General features: G+C 44.2%; 18 protein-coding genes and 1 pseudogene. All 19 read right to left on the bottom strand.

The window, feature by feature from the left end; translation table 11 throughout:
- Positions 1-133 precede the first annotated feature (133 nt).
- The gene (gene tyrS / locus HMPREF9624_RS04335; protein ID WP_009536691.1) at positions 134-1,354 is read right to left on the bottom strand and encodes a tyrosine--tRNA ligase; all 1,221 of its coding nucleotides are present in this window, start codon (positions 1,352-1,354) and stop codon (positions 134-136) included.
- A gap of 109 nt (positions 1,355-1,463) precedes the next feature.
- Entirely contained in the window at positions 1,464-2,504 is a 1,041-nt protein-coding gene (locus tag HMPREF9624_RS04340) for a 3-deoxy-7-phosphoheptulonate synthase (RefSeq protein WP_009536692.1), read from the bottom strand.
- A 113-nt stretch (positions 2,505-2,617) separates the two neighbouring features.
- Positions 2,618-3,661 (bottom strand): 3-deoxy-7-phosphoheptulonate synthase, encoded by a 1,044-nt coding sequence (locus HMPREF9624_RS04345; RefSeq protein ID WP_009536693.1) that lies wholly within the window; start codon positions 3,659-3,661, stop codon positions 2,618-2,620.
- A 186-nt stretch (positions 3,662-3,847) separates the two neighbouring features.
- Positions 3,848-5,920, bottom strand: a complete 2,073-nt coding sequence (locus HMPREF9624_RS04350; RefSeq protein WP_408637218.1) for a tyrosine-protein phosphatase — start codon at positions 5,918-5,920, stop codon at positions 3,848-3,850.
- Positions 5,921-6,318: 398 nt separating this feature from the next.
- Positions 6,319-7,056 carry a MerR family transcriptional regulator gene (locus HMPREF9624_RS04355; RefSeq protein WP_009536695.1) on the bottom strand — a complete coding sequence of 246 codons (738 nt, stop codon included), beginning with the start codon at positions 7,054-7,056 and terminating at the stop codon, positions 6,319-6,321.
- Positions 7,057-7,604: 548 nt separating this feature from the next.
- The gene (trpB, locus tag HMPREF9624_RS04360) at positions 7,605-8,813 is read right to left on the bottom strand and encodes a tryptophan synthase subunit beta (protein WP_036594742.1); all 1,209 of its coding nucleotides are present in this window, start codon (positions 8,811-8,813) and stop codon (positions 7,605-7,607) included.
- A 617-nt stretch (positions 8,814-9,430) separates the two neighbouring features.
- Positions 9,431-10,174: a hypothetical protein gene (locus HMPREF9624_RS04365; protein ID WP_009428669.1), complete on the bottom strand. Its 744-nt coding sequence runs from the start codon at positions 10,172-10,174 to the stop codon at positions 9,431-9,433.
- Positions 10,159-11,127: a helix-turn-helix domain-containing protein gene (locus tag HMPREF9624_RS04370; RefSeq protein ID WP_009427989.1), complete on the bottom strand. Its 969-nt coding sequence runs from the start codon at positions 11,125-11,127 to the stop codon at positions 10,159-10,161. Before HMPREF9624_RS04370 ends, HMPREF9624_RS04365 begins: the two co-directional genes overlap by 16 nt.
- 241 nt (positions 11,128-11,368) lie before the next feature.
- Positions 11,369-12,316: an L-lactate dehydrogenase gene (locus tag HMPREF9624_RS04375; RefSeq protein ID WP_009536697.1), complete on the bottom strand. Its 948-nt coding sequence runs from the start codon at positions 12,314-12,316 to the stop codon at positions 11,369-11,371.
- 196 nt (positions 12,317-12,512) lie between these two features.
- Positions 12,513-14,228, bottom strand: coding sequence for a coproporphyrinogen dehydrogenase HemZ (gene hemZ, locus HMPREF9624_RS04380; protein ID WP_009536698.1), 1,716 nt, complete (start codon positions 14,226-14,228; stop codon positions 12,513-12,515).
- A gap of 33 nt (positions 14,229-14,261) precedes the next feature.
- Positions 14,262-15,248, bottom strand: coding sequence for a 3'-5' exoribonuclease YhaM family protein (locus HMPREF9624_RS04385; protein WP_009536699.1), 987 nt, complete (start codon positions 15,246-15,248; stop codon positions 14,262-14,264).
- A gap of 12 nt (positions 15,249-15,260) precedes the next feature.
- Positions 15,261-16,484, bottom strand: coding sequence for a S1C family serine protease (locus HMPREF9624_RS04390; protein WP_009536700.1), 1,224 nt, complete (start codon positions 16,482-16,484; stop codon positions 15,261-15,263).
- A gap of 3 nt (positions 16,485-16,487) precedes the next feature.
- Positions 16,488-17,897, bottom strand: coding sequence for a sensor histidine kinase (locus HMPREF9624_RS04395; RefSeq protein WP_036594627.1), 1,410 nt, complete (start codon positions 17,895-17,897; stop codon positions 16,488-16,490).
- Between the two features lie 5 nt (positions 17,898-17,902).
- Positions 17,903-18,637, bottom strand: coding sequence for a response regulator transcription factor (locus HMPREF9624_RS04400; RefSeq protein ID WP_009536702.1), 735 nt, complete (start codon positions 18,635-18,637; stop codon positions 17,903-17,905).
- A gap of 137 nt (positions 18,638-18,774) precedes the next feature.
- Positions 18,775-21,135, bottom strand: a complete 2,361-nt coding sequence (locus HMPREF9624_RS04405) for an endonuclease MutS2 (protein ID WP_009536703.1) — start codon at positions 21,133-21,135, stop codon at positions 18,775-18,777.
- A gap of 15 nt (positions 21,136-21,150) precedes the next feature.
- Positions 21,151-22,103 (bottom strand): annotated as a pseudogene (locus HMPREF9624_RS04410) (ROK family glucokinase).
- Between the two features lie 129 nt (positions 22,104-22,232).
- On the bottom strand, positions 22,233-23,504 hold the full coding sequence (locus tag HMPREF9624_RS04415) for a DUF5711 family protein (protein WP_009536706.1): 1,272 nt from the start codon (positions 23,502-23,504) through the stop codon (positions 22,233-22,235).
- A gap of 136 nt (positions 23,505-23,640) precedes the next feature.
- Positions 23,641-24,561 carry a nucleotidyltransferase family protein gene (locus HMPREF9624_RS04420; protein ID WP_009428549.1) on the bottom strand — a complete coding sequence of 307 codons (921 nt, stop codon included), beginning with the start codon at positions 24,559-24,561 and terminating at the stop codon, positions 23,641-23,643.
- Between the two features lie 115 nt (positions 24,562-24,676).
- Positions 24,677-26,278 carry a C40 family peptidase gene (locus tag HMPREF9624_RS04425; RefSeq protein ID WP_009536707.1) on the bottom strand — a complete coding sequence of 534 codons (1,602 nt, stop codon included), beginning with the start codon at positions 26,276-26,278 and terminating at the stop codon, positions 24,677-24,679.
- Positions 26,279-26,418 lie beyond the last annotated feature (140 nt).

The following is a 26,418-nucleotide window of genomic DNA, read 5'->3' on the forward strand; positions in this document are numbered from 1 at the left end:
ACTCTTATGAATTCCGTCAAAAAACCAGAGTTAACAACTTGTTAACTCTGGAAAATTATAACTGGATTTATTTTTCAATGCAAGAAAAGTCCTTTTTTGTAGATAAATCGTAAACTTTCTGTAAGATAAAAACTTAGCAATACAGTACTTTTACAAAGCTCTTCTTTCCCTTTTGTAAAAGAGGCTCTCCGGAGAATTCTTCAGGACGGAAAACTCTTCCGATATCCGTCACCTTTTCTCCGGCAAAGCTTACACCGCCCTGCTGCACATTTCTTCTTGCCTCTCCCTTGGAAGGCGCAAGGCCTGTGAGAACCAAAAGGGTTAAGACATCTACACCGCCCTCATATTCTTCCTTGGAAAGGGTATAGCTCGGGACATTGGCTGAAGCACCTGCTCCGGCAAAGAGAGACTTGGCCGCCTCTTCCGCCTTCTTTGCTTCCTCCGTTCCATGCACAAGTTCCGTTAAATGGAAGGCAAGAACAGCCTTCGCCTTATTGAGCTCCGCCCCTTCCCACTTGTCCATTTCCCGGATTTCATCCATCGGAATAAAGGTAAGAAGACGAAGGCATTTTCCCACATCCGCATCATCCACATTTCTCCAGTACTGATAGAAGTCATAAGGACTCGTCTTCTTCGGATCAAGCCAAACCGCACCGCTGGCGGTCTTACCCATTTTCTTTCCTTCCTTATTGGTTAGGAGGGTTATTGTCATCGCATGGGCGTCTTTTCCGAGCTTCTTACGGATAAGCTCCGTTCCGGCAAGCATATTGCTCCACTGGTCGTCACCGCCGAACTCCATATTACAGCCGTAGTCCTCATAGAGGCGGTAGAAGTCGTAGCCTTGCATGAGCATATAGGAAAATTCCAGGAAGGAAAGTCCGTTTGCCAGACGGTTCACATAGCAACGTGCTCTCAGCATCTCATTTACGGAGAAATGCGGTCCCGCCTCCCGTAAGAATTCCATAAGATTTAAGTTACGAAGCCAGTCTCCGTTATTTACCAGAATCGCTTTTCCTTCGGAAAAATCGATAAAACGGCTCATCTGCTCCTTAAAGCAGGCGATATTGTGATCAATTTCCTCTACGGTAAGTACCTTTCGAAGATCTGTTCTTCCGGAAGGGTCTCCAATCATACCCGTTCCGCCCCCCATTAAGGCTATCGGTCTGTTTCCCGCCATCTGCAGTCTTTTCATCAGGCAAAGTGCCATAAAATGGCCTACATGGAGAGAATCCGCAGTCGGATCAAAGCCGATATAAAAAATCGCCTTTCCGCTGTTTACCATCTCGCGGACTTCTTTCTCATCCGTAACCTGGGCAATTAATCCTCTATCCTGCAGTTCCTCGTATACACCCATATTTTCCTCCCAAAAAATCTCTTTCTTCTATATCATTCTTTCATGCAATGAAATACTTCCGTATCTTCTATGCGATAAACTCGCTTCTTCATTTTTTCAAAAATTAACTTTATCGGTTCCGTGCCTGATATTCATATACAGTGGAAATGAGACGCAACGTATCGTCCCAGCCGATGCAGGGATCCGTTATGGATTTCCCCCAAATATGCTCTTCCACCTTGGCAGAACCCTCAAGAAGATAAGATTCCACCATCAGTCCCTTTACAAAGCTTCTCAGTTCTTCGGAATACTTTCTACAGTGCATGATTTCCTGTGCAATTCGCAACTGCTCCTTGTACTTTTTTCCGGAATTACAATGATTGGTATCCACTACCACAGCCGGATTCGGCAGTTTCTTTTCCGTGTAGAGAGAATGCAGAAGCTTCAAATCCTCATAATGATAATTCGGTACCATTTGCCCATGCTTACTCTGTGAGCCTCGCATAATGGCATGTGTAAAAGGATTTCCACCGGTTTGTACCTCCCATTCCCGGAAGATAAAATCGTGTCCGTGTTCTGCGGCATAAATGGAGTTCAGCATGACTCCCAAATCCCCCGATGTCGGATTCTTCATTCCAACAGGCACATCCACCCCCGATGCTACCATTCTATGTTGCTGATTTTCAACGGAACGAGCTCCAACCGCCACATAAGATAATACATCATCGAGATAGGTATGATTGTCCGGATACAGCATTTCATCTGCCGTCGAAAAACCGCATTCCTCCAAAACCCTGATGTGCATATGACGAATCGCAAGAATCCCTTCTGTAAGATTAGCCCGTTTTTCCGGATCGGGCTGATGAAGCATGCCCTTATAGCCCTCTCCCGTGGTTCTGGGTTTATTGGTATAAATTCGCGGCACAATAAAAATCTGATCCTCTACATCCTTGGCCACTTCTTTTAACCTATGGCAATACTCCAGCACAGGATCCTCATGGTCTGCGGAACAAGGTCCGATGACAAGGAGAAATTTCTTACTTTCTCCCCTGAAAATAGACTTAATCTCCGCATCTCTCTTTGCCTTTTGCTCAATGAGTTCCTTAGACAAGGGATACTGCTTCTTCACTTCTTCCGTTGTCGGTAATTGATTTAAGAACGAAAATCCCATGATTTCCCCCTCTCTTTAAGCTCCTAAAAGTATATAGGAAGAGCCATAAAAGTGCAAGAAAGGGGCATCTCAAACGAGATATCGCACGCTTTGCGCACGATACTCGTTAAGAATCAATACTTCGTCTGACTCTGGTAGTCGTAAATATTGGAAATCAAGCGCAGAGTGTCGTCCCAACCGATACAGGGGTCGGTAATCGATTTTCCCAAAATATGCTCCTCCACCTTCGCGGAGCCTTCCAGAAGATAAGACTCTACCATAAGCCCCTTTACAAAGTGAGCCAGTTCCGTTGAATATTTTCTGGAGTGCATGACCTCATGCGCAATACGAAGCTGCTCTTTATACTTCTTTCCGGAATTGCAATGGTTTGTATCCACTATCACCGCGGGATGTAAAAGTTCCTTCTTCTCATAGAGAGAATGTAAGAGCTTTAAGTCCTCATAGTGGTAGTTCGCAAGCATTTGCCCGTGCTTATTCTGTGAACCTCGCATAATCGCATGCGTATAGGGATTTCCGTCCGTCTTCACTTCCCATTCGCGGAAAATAAATTCATAGCCGTGCTGTCCCGCATAAATGGAATTCAGCATGACGCCGAGATCTCCCGAGGTCGGATTCTTCATCCCCACCGGCACATCGATACCGGACGCCACGAGTCTGTGCTGTTGGTTTTCTACCGAACGTGCACCGACTGCAACATAGATCATCATGTCGGAAAGATAGGTGAGGTTATCCGGATAGAGCATTTCATCCGCAGTAGAAAATCCCGTCTCTTCCAAAACCTTCATATGAAGCTTCCGAATTGCATAAATTCCCTCGGTTAGGTTGGGACGTTTCTCCGGATCCGGCTGATGAAGCATGCCCTTATAACCCTCACCCGTGGTTCTGGGTTTATTGGTATAAATTCGTGGCACAATAAAAATCTGATCTTCTACATCCTTGGCCACTTCCTTTAATCTATGGCAGTATTCCAGCACCGGATCTTCGTGATCTGCAGAGCAGGGCCCGATAACGAGAAGAAACTTTTTACTTTCTCCTCTAAAAATCGCCTTGATTTCCTCATCTCTTTTCGCCTTTATCTCTGTCAGCTTCTCTGACAGGGGATACTCTTTTCTAACCTCTTCCGCGGACGGTAATTGATGTAACAATGTAAATCCCATAGCCTCTTACTCCTCTCTTTTTTATTTTGTAGAGTATATAGAAAGTTCGGAAAATGTGCAAGAAAAGAGGTGTCATAATCCTATGACACCTTACTTTTATCATCCCATTCTTAACAAGTGCTGCAGGCGAAGCCTGAGACATCTTGTTCATAACGAGTATCGTGCATAAAGCGTGCGATATCTCGTTTATGCAGCGTTTTTACCGTCTACTGTCGGCTCCACATAGGCTTTTCCGGCAAGCCGATCCTTTAAGCCCTGTATCTCATATTCCGTAAAGCCATAATCCCGAAGCATATTCATCGCACCTTCCTGTAAGGCTTTCTTCGAAACGTCTTTGGATCCGGAAATGGATTCCATCATGCCGATAACATCTTCTTCAATCAGCTTATACTGCTTTGTTCCTTTTTTCACATGGAAGAAATTCGTATAGCTTTCCATATAGTCCGCCTTGATTTCCTTTGCATCGGCTCCGGCTAAGGACTCTAAGAATACGGCCATAAAGCCTGTTCTGTCCTTTCCTTCCGTACAATGGAAAAGATAAGGACCGTCATGCTCCAGGATAAACCTTGCCCCGTCCGTAATGCCTTTTCTGAACTCTACCGCACGGAAATTTAGCCCGAGATTTAAAAGCGCCACATTTCCGCTGTCTAAAAGACTCTTATAATACGGAGACTGAAAATCTTCTTTGGAAAGATAGGTGTCAATATTTTTCTGACTGTCCGCCAGGTTCACAACCGTCTTGATTCCGTGCTTTTCCATAAGCTTATTCGCAATTGCCGCACGACCGAGCTCATTGTTTATGGGACTGGAAGAACGGTAGAGAACGCCCTTTTTGATGCCGCTAGTCTTGATATTTCTAAAGTTCGCAAAGATTTCGTCACTGGCATAATCTGCCCTGTTATTACTCCTTGTCAGTTTTCGGATAGCGTACTGTTCAAGATAAGCTCCTTTTTTCTGCAGGAAAAGCCTTACCTTTGTACCCTTATCCGCCTTTGCCACCTGATTTAATTTTCCATAGTTAATGCAAAGCGCAATCTTTTCTTTTCCGGGATAAGCACGAACAAGGGGATCGCCCGCATTGACCAGATATCCGTCTACATAAGGTGCGTAGAAGGAATAGCCGTTATCCATTTGTACGGAAACCATATCTCCGAGTGTAAAGCCCAGAGCATTAAAGTCGGAAATGGAAATGTCCGTCTCCAAGTGGCCGTATTTCTCTACACTTTCCACCGTTCCGGAAACGCTCGGCTTTGGAAGAGTCGCTTCTTTAGCAAGTTTTTCCCGAACAGCCGTCATTTCTTCTTTGCTCATGCCGTGTGCTGCTAAAAATTCTTCCGCTGCAAGCTTTAAATCCGTGCTCTTCGGATCCTTTCCCTTTGCCATTTTCTTTAAGGACTGGTAGAGGTTGCTGTTGAAAATTCTTGTATATTTCTCACTGTTTTCCTCTACGCCGAAGAAATTCTCGAAGCTTAACATATAATCTTTTTCCAGCTCGGATAGGTCTGAGCCCATAAAGGCGGAAACGATAGCTGTTGCAAAACCGGCTCTGTCCTTTCCTTCCGTACAATGAATAAGATACGGCCCCTCATGTTGACTTAAGAAACGAAGGCCTTCCACAAGCTTATTGCCAAAGTCCTCGCTGTCCAAATCCACGCCCATGTTCAGGTAAATCACATTTCCCTTATCCATCAAGCTCTTGTAATAGGGGGAGGCAAAACCGTCCTTCTTCGTAAGAGCCTTCGCCTCTTCCTCACTGTCCGCAAGGTTTAGAACCGTCTGAATCCCGAAGGCTTCACAGAGCTTATCCGCATAGGCGGCTCTTCCAAATTGATTGTCAATGGGGTTGGAGCTTCTGTATAAAATGCCGAGAGGCATCCCTTTTCCGACAACCGCCCGGAAGTTTGCAAATACGCTGTCAGAGGAATAGTCTGCACGATTATTCGTTCTCGTAAGCTTTCGAATCATAAGTTCATCCTGATAGCCCCCCTTTTCCTTTAAGGAAAACCGAAGCTCATCCCCTACGGAAACATGGTAATTCTTCGCAAAATTTCCCATATTGATGGCTACAAGCAGTCTCTTCTTCCCCGTATCATCACGGAATAAGAGCTTTCCCGTATCCACATCGCTGTAAGAGGTGCAAAGGGGGAGGGTAAGCTCCTCATCCTTCAGCTTTAGGCTCAAGAGATCTCCCACTTGATAGCCTGCCTGATAGAGACTTTCCTCCGATAAATCAAGGACAACATTCCCGAATTTCTCCACTTCCGTAACCTTCGCACTCAGTGCTTCTGCGGTAGCTCCTGCAGTGCCGGATACAGTGGCAATGAGAACAGGAGACGCCAACGGCATCCTGATTCCGGCAAAAGCCTCCAACTGCACTAAAATAAGGCTACAGAGTAAAAATATCCATAGCCCGGGTTTCCACTTCTTCAAACGCATAACTCTTCCTCCTTTTATAAGACAGCCTAATATCCCAAGAAGCTTAGGATAAATGTACAAGATGAATGTGCTGATTTTGATAACAATTCTTTACATTCCTTTTTCTTTTTATGCTTTATATTCCTACTGCTTTGCGTATGATTTTTCTAATCTATAGAGTATTATACCGTATTTATTCTTCAAGAAGAAGTGCCGCAATTTGAAGGAGTGAAAAGAAGTTTTTAATATTGCTCTTTTACATATTGTTGGACGGCATCGCATACATATTGTGCTGTTCCATCCCCAAACTGATCTAAGTTGTTTTTGAATTCTTTATTCTGAACATACCCATAAGCGATGCTTGAAAACACATCCATTGGGCAATCAAATGCATATCTGCATAAATGTTTATGAAGTTCTTCCGCTAATTGTATATTTTCTTGCGCTGTGGCTCTCAATCCATTTGACTTATTTTCAGAAAAAGCAAAGAATATTCTATTAAATCCATTGGTTAATTCTTGTTCTTTTCCTTTTTGCTTTTGAATTGCCTCTTCAATCACTTCTCGGCCATAGAGGTCTATAGCAGCTTGCTTATATTTTTGATTATCTTGATAGGTAAACCCTTTAAATTTCTCTTTTGTAGGCATGGAAACCTTCCTTTCTTTTGATTCTATTGTCTTTTCCAATGTTTCTATCAAAGTTAGGAGCTTTTGTTTTTCTTTTTGCATTAATTTGAGCTGAGCCTTTAGATGATTTAGTACTTCCTCATCCTCATTTTTTAACAATTCTTTTATCTTCTTTAAGGAAAATCCCAAGTACTTATAGAACAATATCATTTGCAGGAATGATATATCCTCCTCGGAATAATACCTATAACCATTTTCTTTTTTTTGAGGAGACAGCAACCCAATCTCATCATAATGATGTAAAGTGCGCACCGATACACCACTAATTTCACTAACATATTTGATCAAATACATCTAGGCACCTCCTAACAAGGAAGACTATAAACTATTACATTACGTTATAGTCAATAGCTTTTTTCTAACTTAGAAAAAAATCATGCACCACAAGCTAAAGAGGAATAGATAAAAAGTCAAAACTATAGAACTTATGCAATCGGTTTATAATGAGAAGTTACGCTTTACGAGCGATTGTTGTTATGAATAAAAAAGAGACTGTAAAAATGAAAGCAGTGCTATTTATTGCTATGCAGGTTTGCTGCGGGACAATCTGAGCCCGTGGGTACTTGCGAAAAACAAATGAAATGCTGTTTTTCGCTTAGTATCCCCTACGTAAGGACAAACTTTTCATCAGAAAAGTTGTCCTGTACAAGACCAACTTCTTTAAGAAGTTGCTTTGCAAAGCAAAGTGAGCAGTAGTCAACAAGACTACTGCTCAGTCAGGCGAGGTTAGCGAGAGCGTGTCTCGCAGTAAACCTGCATAGCATAAAGTGCTTTTAATATTTTACAGTCTCTTTATTCGAAGCTCTACACTTACCGTTTGAGCTTCATTCCTTTATTTTTTCTTATTCTCTTATTCCGTATTTTTCCAGGATATAGTCCATATCCTTGTCTCCTCTTCCGGAGAGGTTGATGAGGATGGAGCCCTTATTCATCGTCTTTGCGAGCTTCATACCGTACGCCACTGCATGGGAGCTTTCTATCGCCGGAATGATGCCTTCCATTCTGGAAAGGGTAAAGAATGCATCAATGGTCTCGTCATCATTTACCACATCATACTTTACTCTTCCGATATCATGTAAGAAGGCGTGCTCCGGACCGGAAGACGGATAATCGAGACCGCTCGCTACGGAATATACCGGTGCCGGCTCTCCCTTTTCATCCTTTAACATAATGCTGTTAAAGCCGTGCATAATTCCTTCTTCTCCGTAGGTAAGGCTTGCCGCATGATCTCCGAGTGCGGTGCCTCTTCCCAAGGGTTCTACGCCGTAAATCGCCACCGGATCATTGAGGAAGCCCGAGAAAAGTCCCATGGCGTTCGATCCGCCTCCCACGCAGGCTACGATAGCGTCCGGAAGCTCTCCGGTCATATCGAGGAACTGCTCTCTTGCCTCGATGCCTACTACGCTCTGGAAATCTCGCACCATCATGGGGAAGGGATGCGGTCCCACTACGGATCCGATACAGTAAATGGCATCCTTGTATTCCTTCATGTACGCGAGGAATGCGGCATCCACTGCCTCTTTCAGCGTGGCAAGACCCTCATTTACCTCTACTACTCTTGCACCGAGAATCTTCATTCTGGCTACATTCGGTGCCTGCTTCTTGATGTCTACCGCACCCATGTAAATGTCGCACTCCATGCCGAAGTATGCTGCTGCGGTAGCCAGAGCCACACCGTGCTGTCCGGCACCGGTCTCTGCAATAACCTTCTTCTTTCCCATGTATTTCGCAAGAAGCACCTCACCCATGCAGTGATTTAACTTATGGGCACCGGTATGATTTAAGTCCTCCCGCTTTACATAAAGCTGTACACCGGTATTGATTTTCTCGGAGAGTCTCTCCAAGTGAGAAATGGGAGTCGGTCTACCTTGGAATTCCTTACGGATTCTTCTTAACTCCGCAATAAACTTTCTGGACTTGGAAATGGTTTCATAGGCATGGTTAATCTCCTCCATCGCCTTCTTTAACTCCTCGGGGATATACGCTCCGCCATACTTTCCAAAATAGCCGTTTGCATCCGGGTAGTTCTTTAAATAAGTCTCAAAATCCACATTGTTAAGCTGCATAATTCTTTCCTCCTTTTTCTTCCCCGCCTTTTTCCGGGGTCGGTAAATGTGATGTTCTTTACCAAGGAGATGATAGTATTTACGGAATCGTTCGCACTGCGTGCTTTTACGATTCCTGCCTGCCATTCGCACTCCCAAAGCACATCTGTGCTTCTTCGTGCTCATGTCAGGGGCGATCCATAAAAGTCTGCGATGTTCATGCAAGCAAGCTTGCAAAACATCTTAGACTTTTATGTCTCGGTAAATACAAAAAGTCCCCGGCAAAGAAAGTTTCTCTGCCAAGGACGAATAAACAAATAATCTATCCGCGGTGCCACCTTGATTCACAGCTTACGCTGCGCCGCTTAGCAGGATACCAACATATCCCCGGGAACTCACGTATCCCTACACGTTGCAGAATACTCCGGAAAAATCCGTTTCCCTGCACCCTCAGTGGTCCATTTGACAATTTGTTTCTTACCCGATTCTCAGCATCGCGGGTTCTCTGTAAAGGCATCGTTGCCGTTATCTCCACCTCAACGGTTTACAATATTCAGTTGTTGAGAACGGATTTTACACGGAAGTATAAGAGCTGTCAAGCAAAATAATCTTACGAATAATAATCATCTGTATATTTCTCCCAGATAAGCTAATGCCTCTTGCATTTCAAATGGCAATAACAACTGTATAAATGGAATATTTTCCATTCTGATTTCTTCCATAAATCTGATTATATTTTCACGCACAATACCATTCGTTTCGATTTTATTATCTCTACGAGCTATCTGTAGAAGCCGAAAAACATCATATTTATGTTTTTTCAAATCTCGTTCATTCACATGTTCACCTCTTGCTTTTTTGTCCTTCAGATCCAGCCAAGCATACATCTTAAATGGAATCAGATGCTCCGTATCAAGAACACTTATTCCCGAAACAACCCTTCTTCCGGTGAGCATAAATTTATAGTAGTCATCATTGAGCAAAATTGCAGAAAGGCTTGAAGTATCTTCATCAATATGTATCGGAATAATTCCATCTGGAATAAAATTGATATAATTAGGCTCTCTGGAAAACAGTTCTATCATAGCAGGGTAACCGGAGCGCGGTTCAGTAAATCTGTAGAAATGTGCCTTTTCACTGTTTTTCCAGCCAAAGCGATATCCCCCCTCCATGATAAACTCCCAGAATATATGAGCAAATTCCTTGTACCTTGCTTCCATAATCAAAATCATATCAATATCTTTTGTCGCCCTAAAATCTGTCCCTGCCTCCGTCATAAGTATATCGCATGCAGTTCCGCCAATTACCGTATAGCAATCAGCATAATCCTTGAATTTTTCTATGAAGCTGTTTATTTCTGTCCCCATATCTGCCCCTCCAAATATTCCTCGACTGCCTCTTCAATTCTTTCATCTGCATTTCCGTCAAAGCAATTTGACAGAGAAACAGGATCCACAATTCCATCATTTGCAAACATTGCCGGATTATATTTCCACAGCTCAAGACAGAGCGACTTCTCTTCTGTTATCCATTTTGGATCAATCTCTTTTATATTATCTGCTTTAAAATCCGCTTTATATACAGCCCGAACCGGTATTTTGGGTTCATTTAACATAGTTACCTTTGCAAGAGCCGATTCCCCGGAATATACATATTCGCTATATCTATTTTTAGTTTCCGTTATCAATATACGTTGAATGGGGTTGATTAGATATGGCTTCGCTTTTTTATAAAGTGCAAAGCCTGATATATCAGTTCTCATGTAGTATTCTTTACCGTGCATTTCCTGGGATATAAGTCCCATTGCAGCCAGTTGCTCACTTGCCCTTGTAATAGAAGTCCTAGTGACCCCTATAGCAGTCGCAGCATCTTTTTTCATTACAGCCTGTCCTTTGCTTTTATAGAACATATAGAGAAAAAGCAGCTGTGTTACCGGCATCATTTTATCCCGTCTAGTCTCTTTCTCTTTCTTAAATGTATTATTCAGCATCATGCCAAGAAACGGTAAATATAGTTGACCATTATCCGTGATAAATGGAATATTCCTTTCAAGTAGCTTATCACGCTGTAATTTAGTTACTGCAGAAAATCCGAAAACTATCGGGATGCCATATTTATCAGATAAAAATGACAACTGCTTCTCCAAAGCAACAATCCCAAACCTCTCTTCTTTCGAAAGGTACACAAAAAGAAAGGCGGTCTCTTTATATGACATCCTAAAAAAGCTTCTCTGTGCTGTCATAAACACAGGAAGCCCTTTAGTATTTATTTCCTCAGCTTGAAAGTTCAAGCCAAAAATATTCTTATTTAAGATTTCCATGGATTTAACCTCGATAACTATTTTTATTAAATAATAACAGAGTCTATGTTATTATTCAATAAAAATATATTATTATTGGATATCCTCTAAATTTTTCCATCTCTTTATTAGACATTTGAGATATCGCACGCTTACAATCAATACTCGCTAAGAATAAAAAATGCAACTAACGGATTATTCTCCGGAAGCTGCATCTTACTTTATTCTATATTGCTTTTTTCTATATTGTTTTTTTATTCACTTAGTTAAACGCATCCTCGATAACCTTCTTCAAGGTATCGGCGGAAGCTTGAAGTGCCTCTTTCTCCTCCTCGTTTAAATCAATCGGCACCACTCTTTCCACACCCTGTCTTCCGACAATCGCCGGCACACTTAAGGAGACATCGGAAATTCCGTATTCTCCGTGCTGCATACTGGAAACGGGAAGGATGGATTTTTCGTCACGAATAATCGCCTCACAGATTCTTCGAACGGACATGGCGATTCCGTAGTAGGTCGCCTTCTTCTTTGCAATAATCTCGTAGGCACTGTTTTTTACATCCTCTGCAATTCGCTTCATGGAAGCATCATGCTCCAGGTGACCTCGAAGCTCGCAGAAATCATTTAAAGGAATACCGGAAACATTCGCACTGCTCCATGCGGCAATTTCGCTGTCTCCGTGCTCTCCGATAATAAAGGCGTGGACAGAACGGTTATCAATAGACAAATGCTCTCCCAAAAGGTACTTCAGTCTTGCCGTATCCAGCACCGTTCCGGAACCGAAGACTCTGTTCTCCGGAAAACCGCTGAGTTTCACCGACACATACGTTAAAATATCCACCGGATTTGCCACAATGAGTAAGATTCCCTCATACTTTCTCTTTGCAATCTCCGGAATAATACTCTTGAAAATTCCTACATTTTTCTTGACCAAGTCAAGCCTTGTTTCTCCCGGCTTCTGCCCGGCACCGGCAGTGATCACGATGATGGAGCAGTCCATCAAATCATCATAATCTCCGGCATAAATCTTCATGGGCTTAGCAAAAGGAAGTCCGTGGCTGATGTCGAGTGCTTCTCCCTCTGCCCTTTCCCTATCCACATCATTTAAAACAATTTCCGAAAAAAGACCGCTTTGCATGAGGGCAAAGGCGGAACTGGATCCCACAAAACCGCAACCGATAACCCCCACTTTTCTTTCCTGAATATTCATCTCTTCTCCTTTCCCTTTCTTCTCTATCTTTATCATCTGCTTTGATTCTTTTTCCAAAGCTTCAAGCTCCCTTATTTTAGTTGATTGTAGTGGAAAGCATGGAAAAAACAGAAGCATGGAAGATGAAACGTTTTTGTCATACAGTCCCACTAGGAGTTAGTATACACTAAATTTATTTTTTTTGCTTGTTATTTTTTTAATCCTTACCTTGTTCTTGTATCCGGCTCAGTTCTTCCAAGACTCTCCGCTTTTTCTCCTGATATTCCGTAAAATGCTCCATATAAGAGCGGAAGTCTTTTCCGTTATCCACCCTTTCCAGCCTTCCGTTTCCGAAGAGAATTTTAGAGGAGCTTCCCGCGCCAACTCCGAAAACCGTATGCTTTTCTTCCATCATAAAAATATTATAGAGGCACTCCTTCCCTTCCTTACTGAACCCGATATTTTCCAGATTTCCCGCCATATTTTTTTGACGATAAAGATAATACGGATATAAGGATAATTCTTCCGCTGTCTGCATAGCGGAAAGCATCATCCACTCCATCTCGGTTCGACTCTCTCGTTTCTTCCAAGAGGGAATATAAGAGAGGGAAAAATCTCTTTCCAGCGGAAATTCTTCGGAAGAAGCCCCTGCCTGATAGGCTCCTCTGTACTTATTTTCCTCTGTCTTTAACTTTGCGGCACGCTTTACGGCAAGAGAATGTACCGTCAAATTCTCCGGAGCAAGCTCCCGAATCTTGAGTAAACTTTCTTCCACATCGGAAAGCCTCTCCGAGGGCAGTCCCAGAATAAGATCCATATTGATGTTGTCAAACCCCAGTTCCCTTGCTTCATAAAAACGCTCAATCACAGATTCTATGCTGTGTTTCCTGCCGATTAAGTCCAGAGTTTCCTGCCGAAAGGTCTGCGGGTTAATGGAAATGCGCCCCACACTGTGCGCCTTTAAAAGAGCCAGTTTATTGCCCTCCAGAGAATCCGGTCTTCCAGCCTCTACCGTGTATTCCAAAACTTTTGCGTAAGGAGAGGATAAAAGTTTTTGCTCTACCAGAACCAGCAGGTCTTCCAACGCTTTTTCCGGAAGCGCCGTCGGCGTTCCTCCGCCGATATAGACGCTTTGCAGGGTTTTTCCCCGTCTTTCTCCCATTTCATAAAGCGCAAAATCCAGCTCTTCGGAAACTTTTTCAAGGTAATCTGAAATACGATCTGAAAAGGGGCCTATTGGAGAAGATAAGAACGAGCAATAAGCACATTTACTGGGGCAAAAAGGAATATGAATGTAAATGCTGAAACCGTCTTGAATCTTAACACCGCTTCGTTCCTCCGCTTTTTGCAAAATATCTCTTTCTCGTAGTGCTAAAAAGCGTAAAAGCTCCGCCTTCTCTCCTTCCAGGCAATATTCATCCTTTAAGGCCTGATAAAATCTTATTTCTTCCTGTTTAGTCTGCATGCTTTCATTTTTTAATTCTTTCAACAGCTTTCCGGCAAGAGAGACCGGGCGAATCCCCGTTAAATCTCCCCAGGGCAGACTTCGCCCACATTTTTTCTGCAGAATTTTATAAAGATAAGCCTTAACCGTAGATTTATCCTTTGTACGATTGCCGATAAAAGAAAGCTTAGTACCTCGTAAATCCAAGGACAGACGGAAAAGAGAAGGGTCGGAAATCCCCTCCTCAGTCAGAATTCGATTTTGCTTTTCCGTATCTTTCCGTTTTAAACTCTTCTTATTTACGGGAACAGCAGACTTTTGCTCTTTCGCACGCTTTAAGGCATTCTTCTCCTCCTGCGTAGTCTCCATAAGACGTACGCCCTCCGGCGTATGCATCTGGAAATCCTCTCCCGGATAAAAGGCTTTACAAAGCTCCCGAATATCACTCTCAAACGGAAGGAGAGCCTCATCTAAGAAAATCTGAATCAAAGTTTTTCCTTTCCCTATTATCTTCTGTCCTACTTAAAACATGCTCTTCCTTACATTACTCTCCAGAAGTTTATTAAAGCCAATCCAGCCGTTCCCTTCCTTAGCCTTTCCGGACTTCTCACCCTGCTCAATAAATTCTCTCATAGTCTGGAGCTTCGCGTCAGTATTGTCCGCAAAGGCAAGGGCCAGAGCTTCCATGGTAGCGGGCTTTTTGGGAGAACCGAATTCCAGTTCCCCGTGATGGGAAAGGATGCAATGCAAAAATTCCGAGCGAAGCGCTGTCGGAAAATCGGGAATTAAGGCAATTTTCTCGGAAAGCATGGTGTAACCGATCATGATATGGCCAAGGAGCTGTCCTTCGTCAGAATAATCATTTCTCGGAAATTCACTGAGTTCCTTCATTTTTCCGATATCATGGCAAAGTGCTGCGGAAATCAAGATATCCCTGTTCAAATCCGGATATTGCTCAGCATAGAAACGGCACAGCTTCGCAACGGACAAAGTATGCTCGAGGAGTCCTCCCACATAGCTGTGATGCACTGTTTTTGCTGCGGAATGGAAGGAAAATTCCTGTAAAAATTCCTTATCTTCCACAAAAATACTTTCCAGAAGTTTTTTCAGGAAAGGATTGTCCAAAGCGGAAACCAAGCCGAGCAGCTCTTTCTTCATTTCCTCTCTGTCTCGTTTGGAAACCGGTAAGAAATCTTCCGGAAAGAAGCTGCCTTCTCTTGCCACGGAAAGACGCTGAATACTCAATTGATTGACTCCGTTATAGATGGCGACATTCCCTTCCACATAGACATAGTCTAAGGTGGAGAATTCGGAAATCCCCGGAGAAAAAGGATCCCAGACCTTGGCGTCAATCGTCCCGGTCCTGTCCTGCAGGGTCACATTCAGGTATTCTTTTCCATTTTTCGTGAGTGCCGTGTTCTTTGTTTTTACCAAATACACATTATTCACTCTTGTGCCATCCCTGAAATTCTCGATAAAGCGATTAGGGTTAGGGATATGTTCACTCATAAAACTTCCTTCCTACCTTGTCCCGAGCGGACAAGAAAACTCCATTTCCACATACTGATTTCCGTTATTGCGAAGGAGGCTGATTTGAAAAGGATTTCCGGGACTTTCTTTCAGTAAGGCTGCCTGCAGGTCTTTTACCCCTGTAAGTTCCTCTCCGTTCGCCTTTTTTATAACATCTCCCGCCTGCACACCGGCAGCATAGGCAGGGCTTCCCTCTTCCACTTCGGAAATAAATACTCCTTCCGGAATGCCTAATTCTATCATACTTTTACTCGTATTTTGTATCTTCAGGCCCAAATAAGCCAAAGTTTTTCCGTTACTGAGATGTTCCAGCATGTCCAAACAATCGGAAATTCCTGTCATATGTGGAAAACCGCCCTGCTTTCCCGAACAAAATCCCACAAACTCCCCTGCAGTATTAAGGTAAAATACATTTCCTTCTCCCTCTTTCGGCCCTTGTACGGCAATGTCCTCTCTAAAGCCGTCCACAGCCGGTACATCATAAGAAAGATAAGAAGCATAGGTTATTTCCGTCGAATACAGTTCCCCGCTTGGCGAACCGATTCCGATTAAGGTTTCTCCTCTTTGAATGAGACGGGAATTTCCTCTCGGCATCACACTGAGCCTTTCCATATCTTTTTCCGTAAAGGCGGAAAGCGGAACGGAAAGAATCATCACCCCGTCCCTTTTACTCGAAGATAAGAGTCTTCCCTCTACTTCCTTTTCACGGAAGAAACGGATCCGATAGGCCTCTTCCCCCTTTCCGGTTCCCAAGTATAAAATAAGCAGATTATCGGCGGTTTTTTCTAAAATGATTCCATTTCCCCTCGTTTTTCCCTCCGTGAGTAAATCCTCTCCTCCCGTAGAAACCTCAACATCCACCAGAGATTTTTCCCCTTCCTGGATGATGCTTTTTAAATTTCCCATCATGCTTTCATAGGCCGAAATCGGGAAATCAAATTTCTGAATCTCGGACTGTACCACATCCTCTATTGCCTCGGTTTCTTCCGTGCTGCTTTCCGCTTCCGTACTTGCCTCTTCCGTAAAGGCTACTGTTTCCTTTTCTTTCCCTTCCTTCTTTACCGGAAGGTGAGGAACTAGAAAAAACAGGACTAAAAAAATGCCCAAGCCGAAAACTCCACCGGAAAAAAGAAGGGATAGAGCTTTTACAGTCCTCTTTTTCCAGCTTACCTTCTGTCCAACGATCTTTTCTTTGATGAAATTTTTTTCGTCCAAGGATTATGCCTCCTCTTTTAACGAGATAGGGAGTGTAAAGCTGAACTCGGTGCCCACCCCCTCTGTGGATATGCAATCTATGTGCTCCTTATGTGCACTGATAATCCCTTTTACAATGGAAAGACCAAGTCCGGTCCCCCGCTTATCCTTTCCCCTTGAAAGATCCGTCTTATAAAAACGCTCCCAAATTTTCTGGGTATCCTTCTTGGGAATTCCGATTCCCTGATCCTTAATTGAAGTAAATACCTTTGTCCCCTTTTTTTCCGTTCGGATACAAATCTCCGTTCCTTCTTTGGAAAACTTCACCGCGTTGTCAATCAGGTTATAAAGAACCTGTTGTATTTTCGGATAATCACCGTAGACCATTTCCTTCTTTTCCGCAAAGATAAGAGAGAATTGTAAGCTTTTCTTGGCACATTGCATTTCAAAACTGCTGCAAACCTGCCGTATCATCCGATTGATATCAAAATTGCTGCGATTCAGCATGCCTTCCTCATCCAGCTTATTTAAACTCAGCATAGACTGCGTCAGCTTACTTAATCGATCCGTTTCCGCAATGAGTCGTTCCAGGTATTTTTCTTCCATATCCCGCGGAATCGTACCGTCCAGCATCGCTTCCAAATATCCTTTTATGGAAGTCAGCGGGGAGCGAAAGTCATGAGAAACATTGGCAATAAATTGTCGTTGATAATCATCCGACTTCTGAATCTCCTCCGCCATGTAATTCAACGTATCCGCAAGATAGCCCATCTCATCTTGGCCGGAAACCGTAATGCGATGCTGATACTCTCCTCCTGCATAGCGCACCGCTCCCGCCGTGATTTTCCTTAAAGGACGATACACGAAGGTGTAAAACACCCCAAAGATAGAAAGAGAAAAAAAGAATATAGCCAGCAAAAGGACAAAGAAAATATCGATGATATCCGCCTTTCTCTGTTCAATCTCCGACAAGGGCAGCAAAAGATACAAATACGCAATATTCTGAAAATTTCGTTGAATCGGAGCCTTGGCAACAAGCATGGTCTCCGTTAAAAGGCCTTGGAAATTCTCGGTATAATAAATTTTTTCTCCATTTTTTGTAGGATCAAAATTCCGGATTTCCTCACCCTGAATATTTTCCCTTCCCTGGAAGGCAAGAATCTTTCCCTTAGGGCTTACCAATGTCCAGCCCAAAGCTTTTCGATGAATATTTCCTTCCATTTCCGCAGTGATTTTACCGATGGATAAACTTCCGTATTCTTCCTTGGAATAATAGTTGGCAAGTCTTGTCACTTCTTGGTATAAAGTCGTCCCCTCTCTATTGTAAAAATAGCGTTGAACCAGTCTCCCGCCATATAGATACATAAAAAAGAGGGAAAGAAGGAAGAAAATGGAATAACCCAGTAAAAATTTAATGAATAATCGCCTTCTCAAGCTCTTCACCCTACCCTGAATTTATAACCAATGCCCCAAACCGTGGAAATTTCCCATTCTTCCCCACCGGGAAGCTTCTCCCTTAAACGTTTAATATGAACATCCACCGTACGGGAATCTCCGGCAAATTCATAGCCCCAGATATGGTCCAAAAGCTGTTCTCTGGTAAAGACTTGATTCGGATAGCTTGCTAAAAAGTAGAGAAGTTCCAATTCCTTAGGCGGCATATCTACCGTTTTTCCCTTATAGTGGACCGCGTAGTTCGTTAAATTCACAACCAAATCGGAATAGGAGATGTGTTTTCCCTTTTGCAGTTGCTCTTCTCCGGCTCCATTGTCTGTTGTCTCCCGAGAGGCTGATTTTCTTCCCGGTTGGAAGCGGCGAAGAACCGCTTTCACTCTTGCCACAAGTTCCTTCGTGTCAAAAGGCTTTAAGATATAATCATCCGCTCCAAGCTCCAGCCCCAGTACCTTATCAAAGGTCTCTCCCTTTGCGGAAAGCATGATAATGGGAACATCCGAACTTGCCCGAATCCGTCTGCAAACCTCATAGCCGTCGATTCCCGGAAGCATCAGATCCAAAATCAACAGGTCCGCCCCCTCTTTCTCATAAAGACTCAGCGCTGCTTCCCCGTCTTCCGCAATCTTTGTGGAAAAGCATTCCTTCTCAAGATAGAGAGAAATCAACTCCGCAATGGAGCTGTCATCATCCACAATCAGGATTCTTTGCTTTTCTGCCACAGTACCTCCTTTACCATTTCGCTGTTCTGACAATGCTATCTACGAAACAATTTCGCCGTTCTGACAATGCTGTCTACAAAACAATTTCGTCGTTATAACAAATCTGTCTACAAAACAATGCTGCCGGTCTAACGATTCTATTTCTTAAAATAGATAATCGTTACTCCGTCAGACCCCTCACCATATTCTCCCAGTCTGAAGGATTCAATATGCTTATTCTTCTTTGCACAGTCTTGCACCATTTTTCGAAGTGCACCGGTTCCTCTTCCATGAACCACTCTGACCTGCGGAAGCTTGGCAAGAAAAGCATCATCCAAGTATTTATTCAGCTCCGGAAGCGCATCCGCTGTCATTTTTCCAATCAAATTGATCTCCGGGGAAATGCCCATCGCCTTGGACCTTCCGAGTCCTGCTGTCTTTCCTTGATTTCGAACGGGGGCTTCCTTTTCCTTATGCTGGATAAATTCCACCTCTTTTGCCGAAACCTTGGTTCTGAGAATGCCCGCGCTTACAGTAAACATCCCGTTCTTATCCGGAAGCTCGGTAACGGTTCCTACGACACTATGCATATTGAGCAGTCTGACCTTGTCCCCGAGCTTAAGGTTTTTCAGAGAAATAGTCTGCATCGGCCCCTTTACGCTTTGTCCGGAAAAGGCCTGTGTCTCCTCCATCTTCTTTTTCAGCTTACTGCGAATCTGCTCCACTTCCAGAGAGCTTCCTCCGCCGTTTTCGCGCTTTCTGATTTCCTTTACTATGCTGTCTGCCGTTTCCTTCGCATCGGAAAGAATCTTTGCCGCCTCTTCTCTTGCGCGATTCAGGATTTTCTCTCTGCCTTTCTCAATGCCCTTTGTGGACTCTCTCGCCCGGGCTTTCAGACGCTCCACTTCTTCCTTATACTGCTCGATTTCCAGTCTTTCCCGCTCGGCGAGCCTCTTACTGTCCTCCAAGTCCGAAATCAGATCTTCAAAATGCAGGTCCTCTTCTCCGATACGGCCTCTGGCGTCCTCAATGATTTTCTCGCTTAAGCCGAGCTTCTTTGCAATGGCAAAAGCATTGGACTTACCGGGTACACCGATAAGCAGACGGTAGGTCGGGCGAAGGCTTTCCACATCAAACTCGCAGGCCGCATTTTCTACTCCCTCCGTGGACAGGGCATAGAGCTTAATCTCCGCGTAGTGGGTCGTTGCAAGCGTAGTCACTCCTCTTTCGTAAAGCTCATGCAAAATACCGAGCGCCAGCGCCGCCCCTTCCGTGGGATCCGTGCCGGCTCCCAACTCATCAAAAAGGCAGAGGCAGTCGGAATCCGCCTCCGAAAGGATTTTTACCGTATTCGTCATATGAGCGGAAAAGGTGGAAAGGCTCTGCTCAATGCTTTGCTCATCCCCGATATCCGCATAAATTTCCTTGAAAACCGTGATGGAAGAACCCTGAAAAGCCGGAATCAGGAGGCCGGCCTGTCCCATTAACTGCAAAAGCCCGAGGGTCTTTAAGCAGACCGTTTTTCCGCCGGTATTCGGACCGGTAATCACCAAAAGCCGGAAGGCTTCTCCGATATGAATGGAAATCGGGACAACCTTATCCTTCGGAATCAAAGGATGCCGTGCATCCAAAAGCTTCAACTTTTTTTCTTTCTCTAAGCCAGGTCTGACCCCGTCCATCTTCTTTCCCAGCTTTGCCTTCGCAAAGACAAAGTCCAAGTGAGAAAGAAGCTCCAGATTCCTTTCTAAAACCGGAAGATTCGGAGACAGCTTAAGACTGAGAGAAAGTAATATTTTCTCCACCTCCTCTTTTTCCAGCGAAAAGAGCTCACTCAGATTGTTTTCGAGCTGTACAATGCTTAAGGGTTCCATAAAGAGCGTAACACCCGTGCTGCTCTCATCATGGACTATGCCGTGAAAAGCATTTTTATACTCCGCCTTTACCGGAAAAACATGGCGACCGTTTCTAAGGGTAATGACGCCCTCCTGCAACATGGATCGCTTATCGTTTAAAATCCGGTTCAACTCCTCCGTGATTTTTCCCTCTATTCCCTTTTCTTTTCTTCGGATATCGGAAAGCTCTTTACTGGCATCGTCAAAGAGGCGCTCCTCCGACTCGATACAGCGGGCAAGCTCACGTCTGATTTCCTCTAAGGAATCTATTTCCTCAAAATAAGCAAGTAGACTATCCTCTATTTCTCCGCCCTGCTCCTTTACTTTTTTACTGCTTTCGAGCATTCTTGCCACTTGGTACAGTTCGAATACGGAAAGAGAAGCCCCGAGTTGCAGTCTCGGAAAATAGGGGCGTATATCCATAATCCCCCGAAAGGAGATCGACCCCTTTACCCGAATACGGCTCTCCGCCTCTTCCGTTTCTAAAAGATTCCGCTCCACCTCATAAAAATCGGAGGAAGGAAGGAGCGCCTCCGCCTTCTCTTTTCCGAGAGAGGACTCCGCTTCCTCTATAAGCATGGCAATAATCTTTGTATATTCTATTGTTTTTAGAACCTTCTGATTCATTTTCTTACTTTCTATTTAGTCTTTTTCGAGCATGAGTCTTGCACAACCATAGATCCCCGCATCGTTTCCGAGTGTTGCCAGCACAAGTTCCGCCTTTTTCTCTAAAATCGGCGTGTACTCTTCATAGTGCTTCCGAATAAGGTCAAGAAGAAACTCTCCCGCCTTCGACACACCGCCGCCGATGACGAAAATCTCCGGATCGGCAACCATGGAAACCTGCGCAAGCACAATCCCCAAGGAACGCATACTTAAGTCAAGGCTTAAATAGGCAAGTTGATCTCCTTCTTTTGCCGCATCACAGACAATCTTCGCCGTCAAAGCCTTTCCATAGATGCGTAGAGAAGAAGGCTCTCTAAACATCCTTAAGAAACGCTCCGCCTCCTTCACGATTCCTGTCGCGGAAGCCACCTGCTCAAGGCAACCCATTCCACCGCAGGCACAACGCTCACCCTCTACTTCTCTAACATGGATATGTCCGATTTCCGCTCCGGCACCGTGTGCACCGGCTACGATTTTCCCGTTTAAAATAAGGCCGCCGCCGACTCCCGTTCCGAGAGTGACCATCATCATATTTTGATAGCCTCTGCCGCCGCCCTGCCACATTTCTCCAAGAGCGGCTACATTGGCATCATTTCCCACTGCACAGGGAATTCTGCCCCCATGAGTTCTCGCATAATCCGGGCGGGATAAATGTCTTTCCAACCCAAATTCACCGCCACTCTGACATGACCGTCCGGTTCAACCGGCCCCGGTACACCAATGCCGATTCCCGTGATATCTTCATAGGCAATGGTTTTTTCCTCCAGGTGCTTCTTCAGTTCCTCCGCCACATCGGGAAGGATATATTTTCCGTTTTCCGCCTTCCGGGTCATCACTTCCCACTTATCCAGAAGCACCCCGTTATAGGTGAAAATCCCGCACTTTACCGTTGTTCCTCCTACATCGATTCCCACGCAATATTGATTCATGTCCGTCCCCCTCTATTGTATTCTCTTTCATAATGAATCGCTTCATTTCAGTACTCTATTGTTTTTCACTCTATGGTGTGACGCTCTATATGTGACACTCAATGGTGTAACACTCAATCGTAGGGCGTTCTACTGTATTCTGACCCGTTCCACCTTATTCGGAAAGCAGAGCATAAGTTCCGTTCCTCCAAGATTAAAATCAGACGCGGAACGGAGATAGTATAAACTGTCCTCCGTGGTTCCATTATAACGTAGACGACCGCTAAAGTCATAAACCTGATAGGTTTTCTCCTGATATAGGAAAATCTTATCTCCGCTGATTTCCATTTTACTTCCCATATAGGAAATCGGCTTATCAAAAAGCCTTTCTCCGCTCTTACGGAAAAGAAGCAGACGATAATTCCCCTTCCCCTTGTCCGCATCCTTTGTATTATCCGCGAATACGGCAAGATAACTGTCATTATAGCAAATCATCCGGATTGTTCCTTCTATCCCTTCCTGTTTTTTCTCTTCCGGACTCGTCTTCACTCTTGTCGAGAAAAAACTCAAGCCGCCGTTATAAGCGACGAAGCTCTCCTCATTGGTAAAAAAATGTACTCTCCCCACTATTTTTCCGGAAAAATTGTCTGTAAAGCCGCCTACCACTCGATCCGCTCCGACATTTTTTCCCAAGGAAGAAAAGTTATAGAAAACCACCCTGCTTTTTAAAACGGATTGCTCCAAATAGGAAAATGCTACTAAAAGTTCCTCTCCGTCTTTCGATGTGGAAAAGTCCATCGGGAAACCGTCTCCGCTCATTACGGAACGTATACCGATGTCCAAGTTTCTCCCCTCTTTGGAAAACACGGTGATATACGTACTGTCCTTGTCCGATAGCAGAGCATACACCACACCCTTTCCGGAAATAGAAAGCTTTTCAATGGGAAGAGGACTTTCTCCCTGTCCTACCAAACCGGATGTCGACAGAATAAAAAGTTTGGATCCGCTTTTCTCTCCGATAGCCATAAAGTCTCCATTAATCGAAACCACCGGACTTCCCATTTCATAAGCCTGATTCCAGATGAGCTTTCCCGTCTTGGAAAGATAGGATGCCCCGTCCTTGGAGAGCTTTACTACACCGTCTGCAAAAGAAAAATATTCTTGGGAACTGCCCTCTTTATCCGAAAAAGCCGTTGTCCAGCGGGTAGAAATACGAGAAAAGCGTCTCTTACTGTAAAAGAAAAAAAGAAGTCCCAAGAAGAAAAGCAGAAGAAAGACAAGCGGTAAAGAAAGCTTCTTGCGAACCGATGCCCTGCTTCTCCCTTCTTGCTCTTCCTCCTCCGGATTTTCTTTTTCCTTTTCTCCGAAAATGACATTCTCTTTTAATTTTCTTTTGCGAGATTCTCTTTCCTGATCCGACACCTTTATAACCTCTCTATCTCCCGGTCGTAAGCGATACCGGAAAATATCTTCCTTCGATTTTTACATCGCCTCATAAAAAAATAGAGGGAACCAATATCCCTCTATTTTAAAACAAAACACCATTTTTGACTATCTTTTAATTATAGAGCTTCTCCGGATACAGTCCTTCCGCAATGCACTCTCTTAAGGCCTCTTCAGCAAGTGCTTTGTCCTCATGATAGGTTACTCCAAACCAGCGATCATGGTCTGGAAGCACTTCGACTCTTCCTCTTCCTTCCAACATCAAATTATTGATTTCTCTCGGAAGCAGATATTCCGATTTCATTTCTTTACCATATTTGTCCAGCCATGCAGGGAATTTTTCCGTGACAAGATCCAGGAATTCTTCCGGAAGACCGAACATATTCATCGAGGCAATGGCCTCTTCCTCCAAGCAAACGGTTTCTTTTCTCTGGTTCAGTCCTCTTAAAACACCGTCCTCTTCTCTCTTGATTTCGTAGATTTCTTCGATAGATAAAAGATAACCGTCCTTCGAAACATTGCAGATACCGCGGTTCACGGAACCGTTCTTGGAAAGTGTATTCTTTAAATGATAGCCCGCCATACACATTTCCAACATTTTTGTTTCAGGTCTTTCCTGCACCAGAAAATCATGAATCAGTCTGTAGCCTTCCTTTCCGTAAAAATCATCCGCATTGATTACGGCAAAGGGGCAGTCAACCATATTTCTGGCCTGCATAAGGGCATGCGCAGTCCCCCAAGGCTTGCTTCTTCCCTCCGGAAGACTATAGCCCTTTGGTAAGGCATTCAGCTCCTGGAATGCATAATGGACATCGGCAATTTTCTCGATTCTTTTTCCGATAATATCCCGGAATTCCTCTTCGATATCCTTTCGAATCACAAAAATCAACTTATCAAAACCTGCAGCCAAAGCATCATGAACGGAATAGTCCATAATAATTTCCCCGAAGGGACCGATTTTCGCCAACTGTTTTATGCCTGCACCGTAACGAGATCCAATTCCTGCCGCCATAACAATTAATGCTGTTTTCTTCATCTTTCACTCTCCTTAGAAAAGCAATTTCCTTTACCATACGAGAAAAAAACGCTTTCGTCCAGTATATAGATATGGAAAATCCCCGATTATCCAAAAATCGGGGACAATTTGTAACCTAGCTGAAAATTCTCCAAGCTGTTATAAAGTTTTTGGACCACCAACCGGAAAAGCTTCTGTGCACCACTCGGCCGTTGGAAGAGGATGCATCGATTACGGAACCTCCGCCGGCATAAATACCGACATGTCCGCGAACCACGACAATGTCTCCTTCTTGCAACTCGGATGCACCGACCTTTTTAAAACGGCCGGGACTTCGCCATCCGGAAGAAGTCATGTAGGAAGTCCCTACTCCTGCCTGGTTTAAGCACCAATATACAAAGCCCGAACAGTCAAAGGAATTCGGTCCCTTGGAACCCCAGACATAAGGGGAACCGATTTTAGAGGATGCAATGGAAATCAACGCCGATGCTGATCCGGATACGGTAGCACCGCCGGAACCGGAAGAAAATCCTCCGGATGGAGCGGCATTTCCGCCGCCTCCGGTATTCCCTCCGCCTCTTCTGCTATTTCCGTTATTTCCGTTCCTGCTGTTTTTCGGTTTGGATTTTGCGGAATTCGACTGCAAAATCTGTAAGGTCTTTGCGCCGACCGTGCCGTCAGCAGTAAGACCGTTTGTCCTCTGGAAGGAAAGTACGGCGTCTTTAGTCAGCTCTCCAAAGTACCCGGAAGCCTTGTCACTCGGCAAATATCCGTATTTTGCCAGAAGCTTCTGCATGTTCTGTACATCACTGCTCTGCTCTCCGAGACGCATACCGAAGGGTTTAGCCGATTCGGAATCCAAAATATGCCTGGTATCCGGACCGAGATAACCGTCCACCACCTGATCGTTTCTGGATTGGAAAGCACGAATTGCGTTTTGGGTGCTCAAACCGAAGTTTCCATCCGCCTCTCCGGACAGATAGCCAAGAGCAATCAGTCTGTTCTGATATTTCTTAACAATCTCACTCTGTTCTCCCAAAGCAATAATATTCGCCTTAACATCCTCGGAATAAAGCAAATCCACCGTAGCGGCCCCTACTGTCCCGTCCACAGTCAAATGGTTTACTTCCTGCAGTTTCTTTACAGCCGTTTCGGTATCCGCATCAAAAGTACCGTTAATCTGTCCACTTTCGGTAAGATACCCGAGATTATACAAACGATATTGAATCTTCGTAATATCGTCACCCTTAAAGCCGAGCTTTGCGGCATAGTGGGGGGCATTATCCGCCATGAGTGCATCCCAGGTATCTACCCCGGTGATTCCGTCCATGGATCGTCCCGTCTGTCGTTGGAAGTACTGCACGGCCTTGGAAGTTGCATCTCCATAGTAAGTAGTCGGCTCATCATCTTCCATGTAACCAAGCTGCATGAGTCGTTCCTGCAAATCCTTTACCACAGAGTTAATCACACCCACGGTCAAATTAACCGGTGCAAGTTCCTCTGCCTGCCCGTCAATAGTCACGCCTTCTATAGATGGAAGGACATTGGCATTGAGGCCGAGTGCCGCAATGGCAACGGACTCTTCTCCACTGTCTTCCGTAGTGAGAACAATATCGGAAGAAGAGGCGGCAGCTCGTTCCTGCTCCGTCCCCAATTTCTTTTCACAGGCACTTAAACCTACTATGGAGGACAGTAGAACGAGAGAGATACCTCGCTTTATCATTTTATTCTTAATCATTCGATTCTCCGGATTTAAAAAAGGGAAAATATACTCGCTCTTTCCCATATATTTCTAGTTTAAATTGCGGTTCTATGATAACATAAGAGCGTTTCTCATCCTATAAAGAAAATCTTAAAATTATTTTTTCTGATTTCTCA

It is taken from the genome of Oribacterium asaccharolyticum ACB7, from assembly GCF_000238075.1.
Classification (GTDB): Bacteria; Bacillota; Clostridia; order Lachnospirales; family Lachnospiraceae; genus Oribacterium; species Oribacterium asaccharolyticum.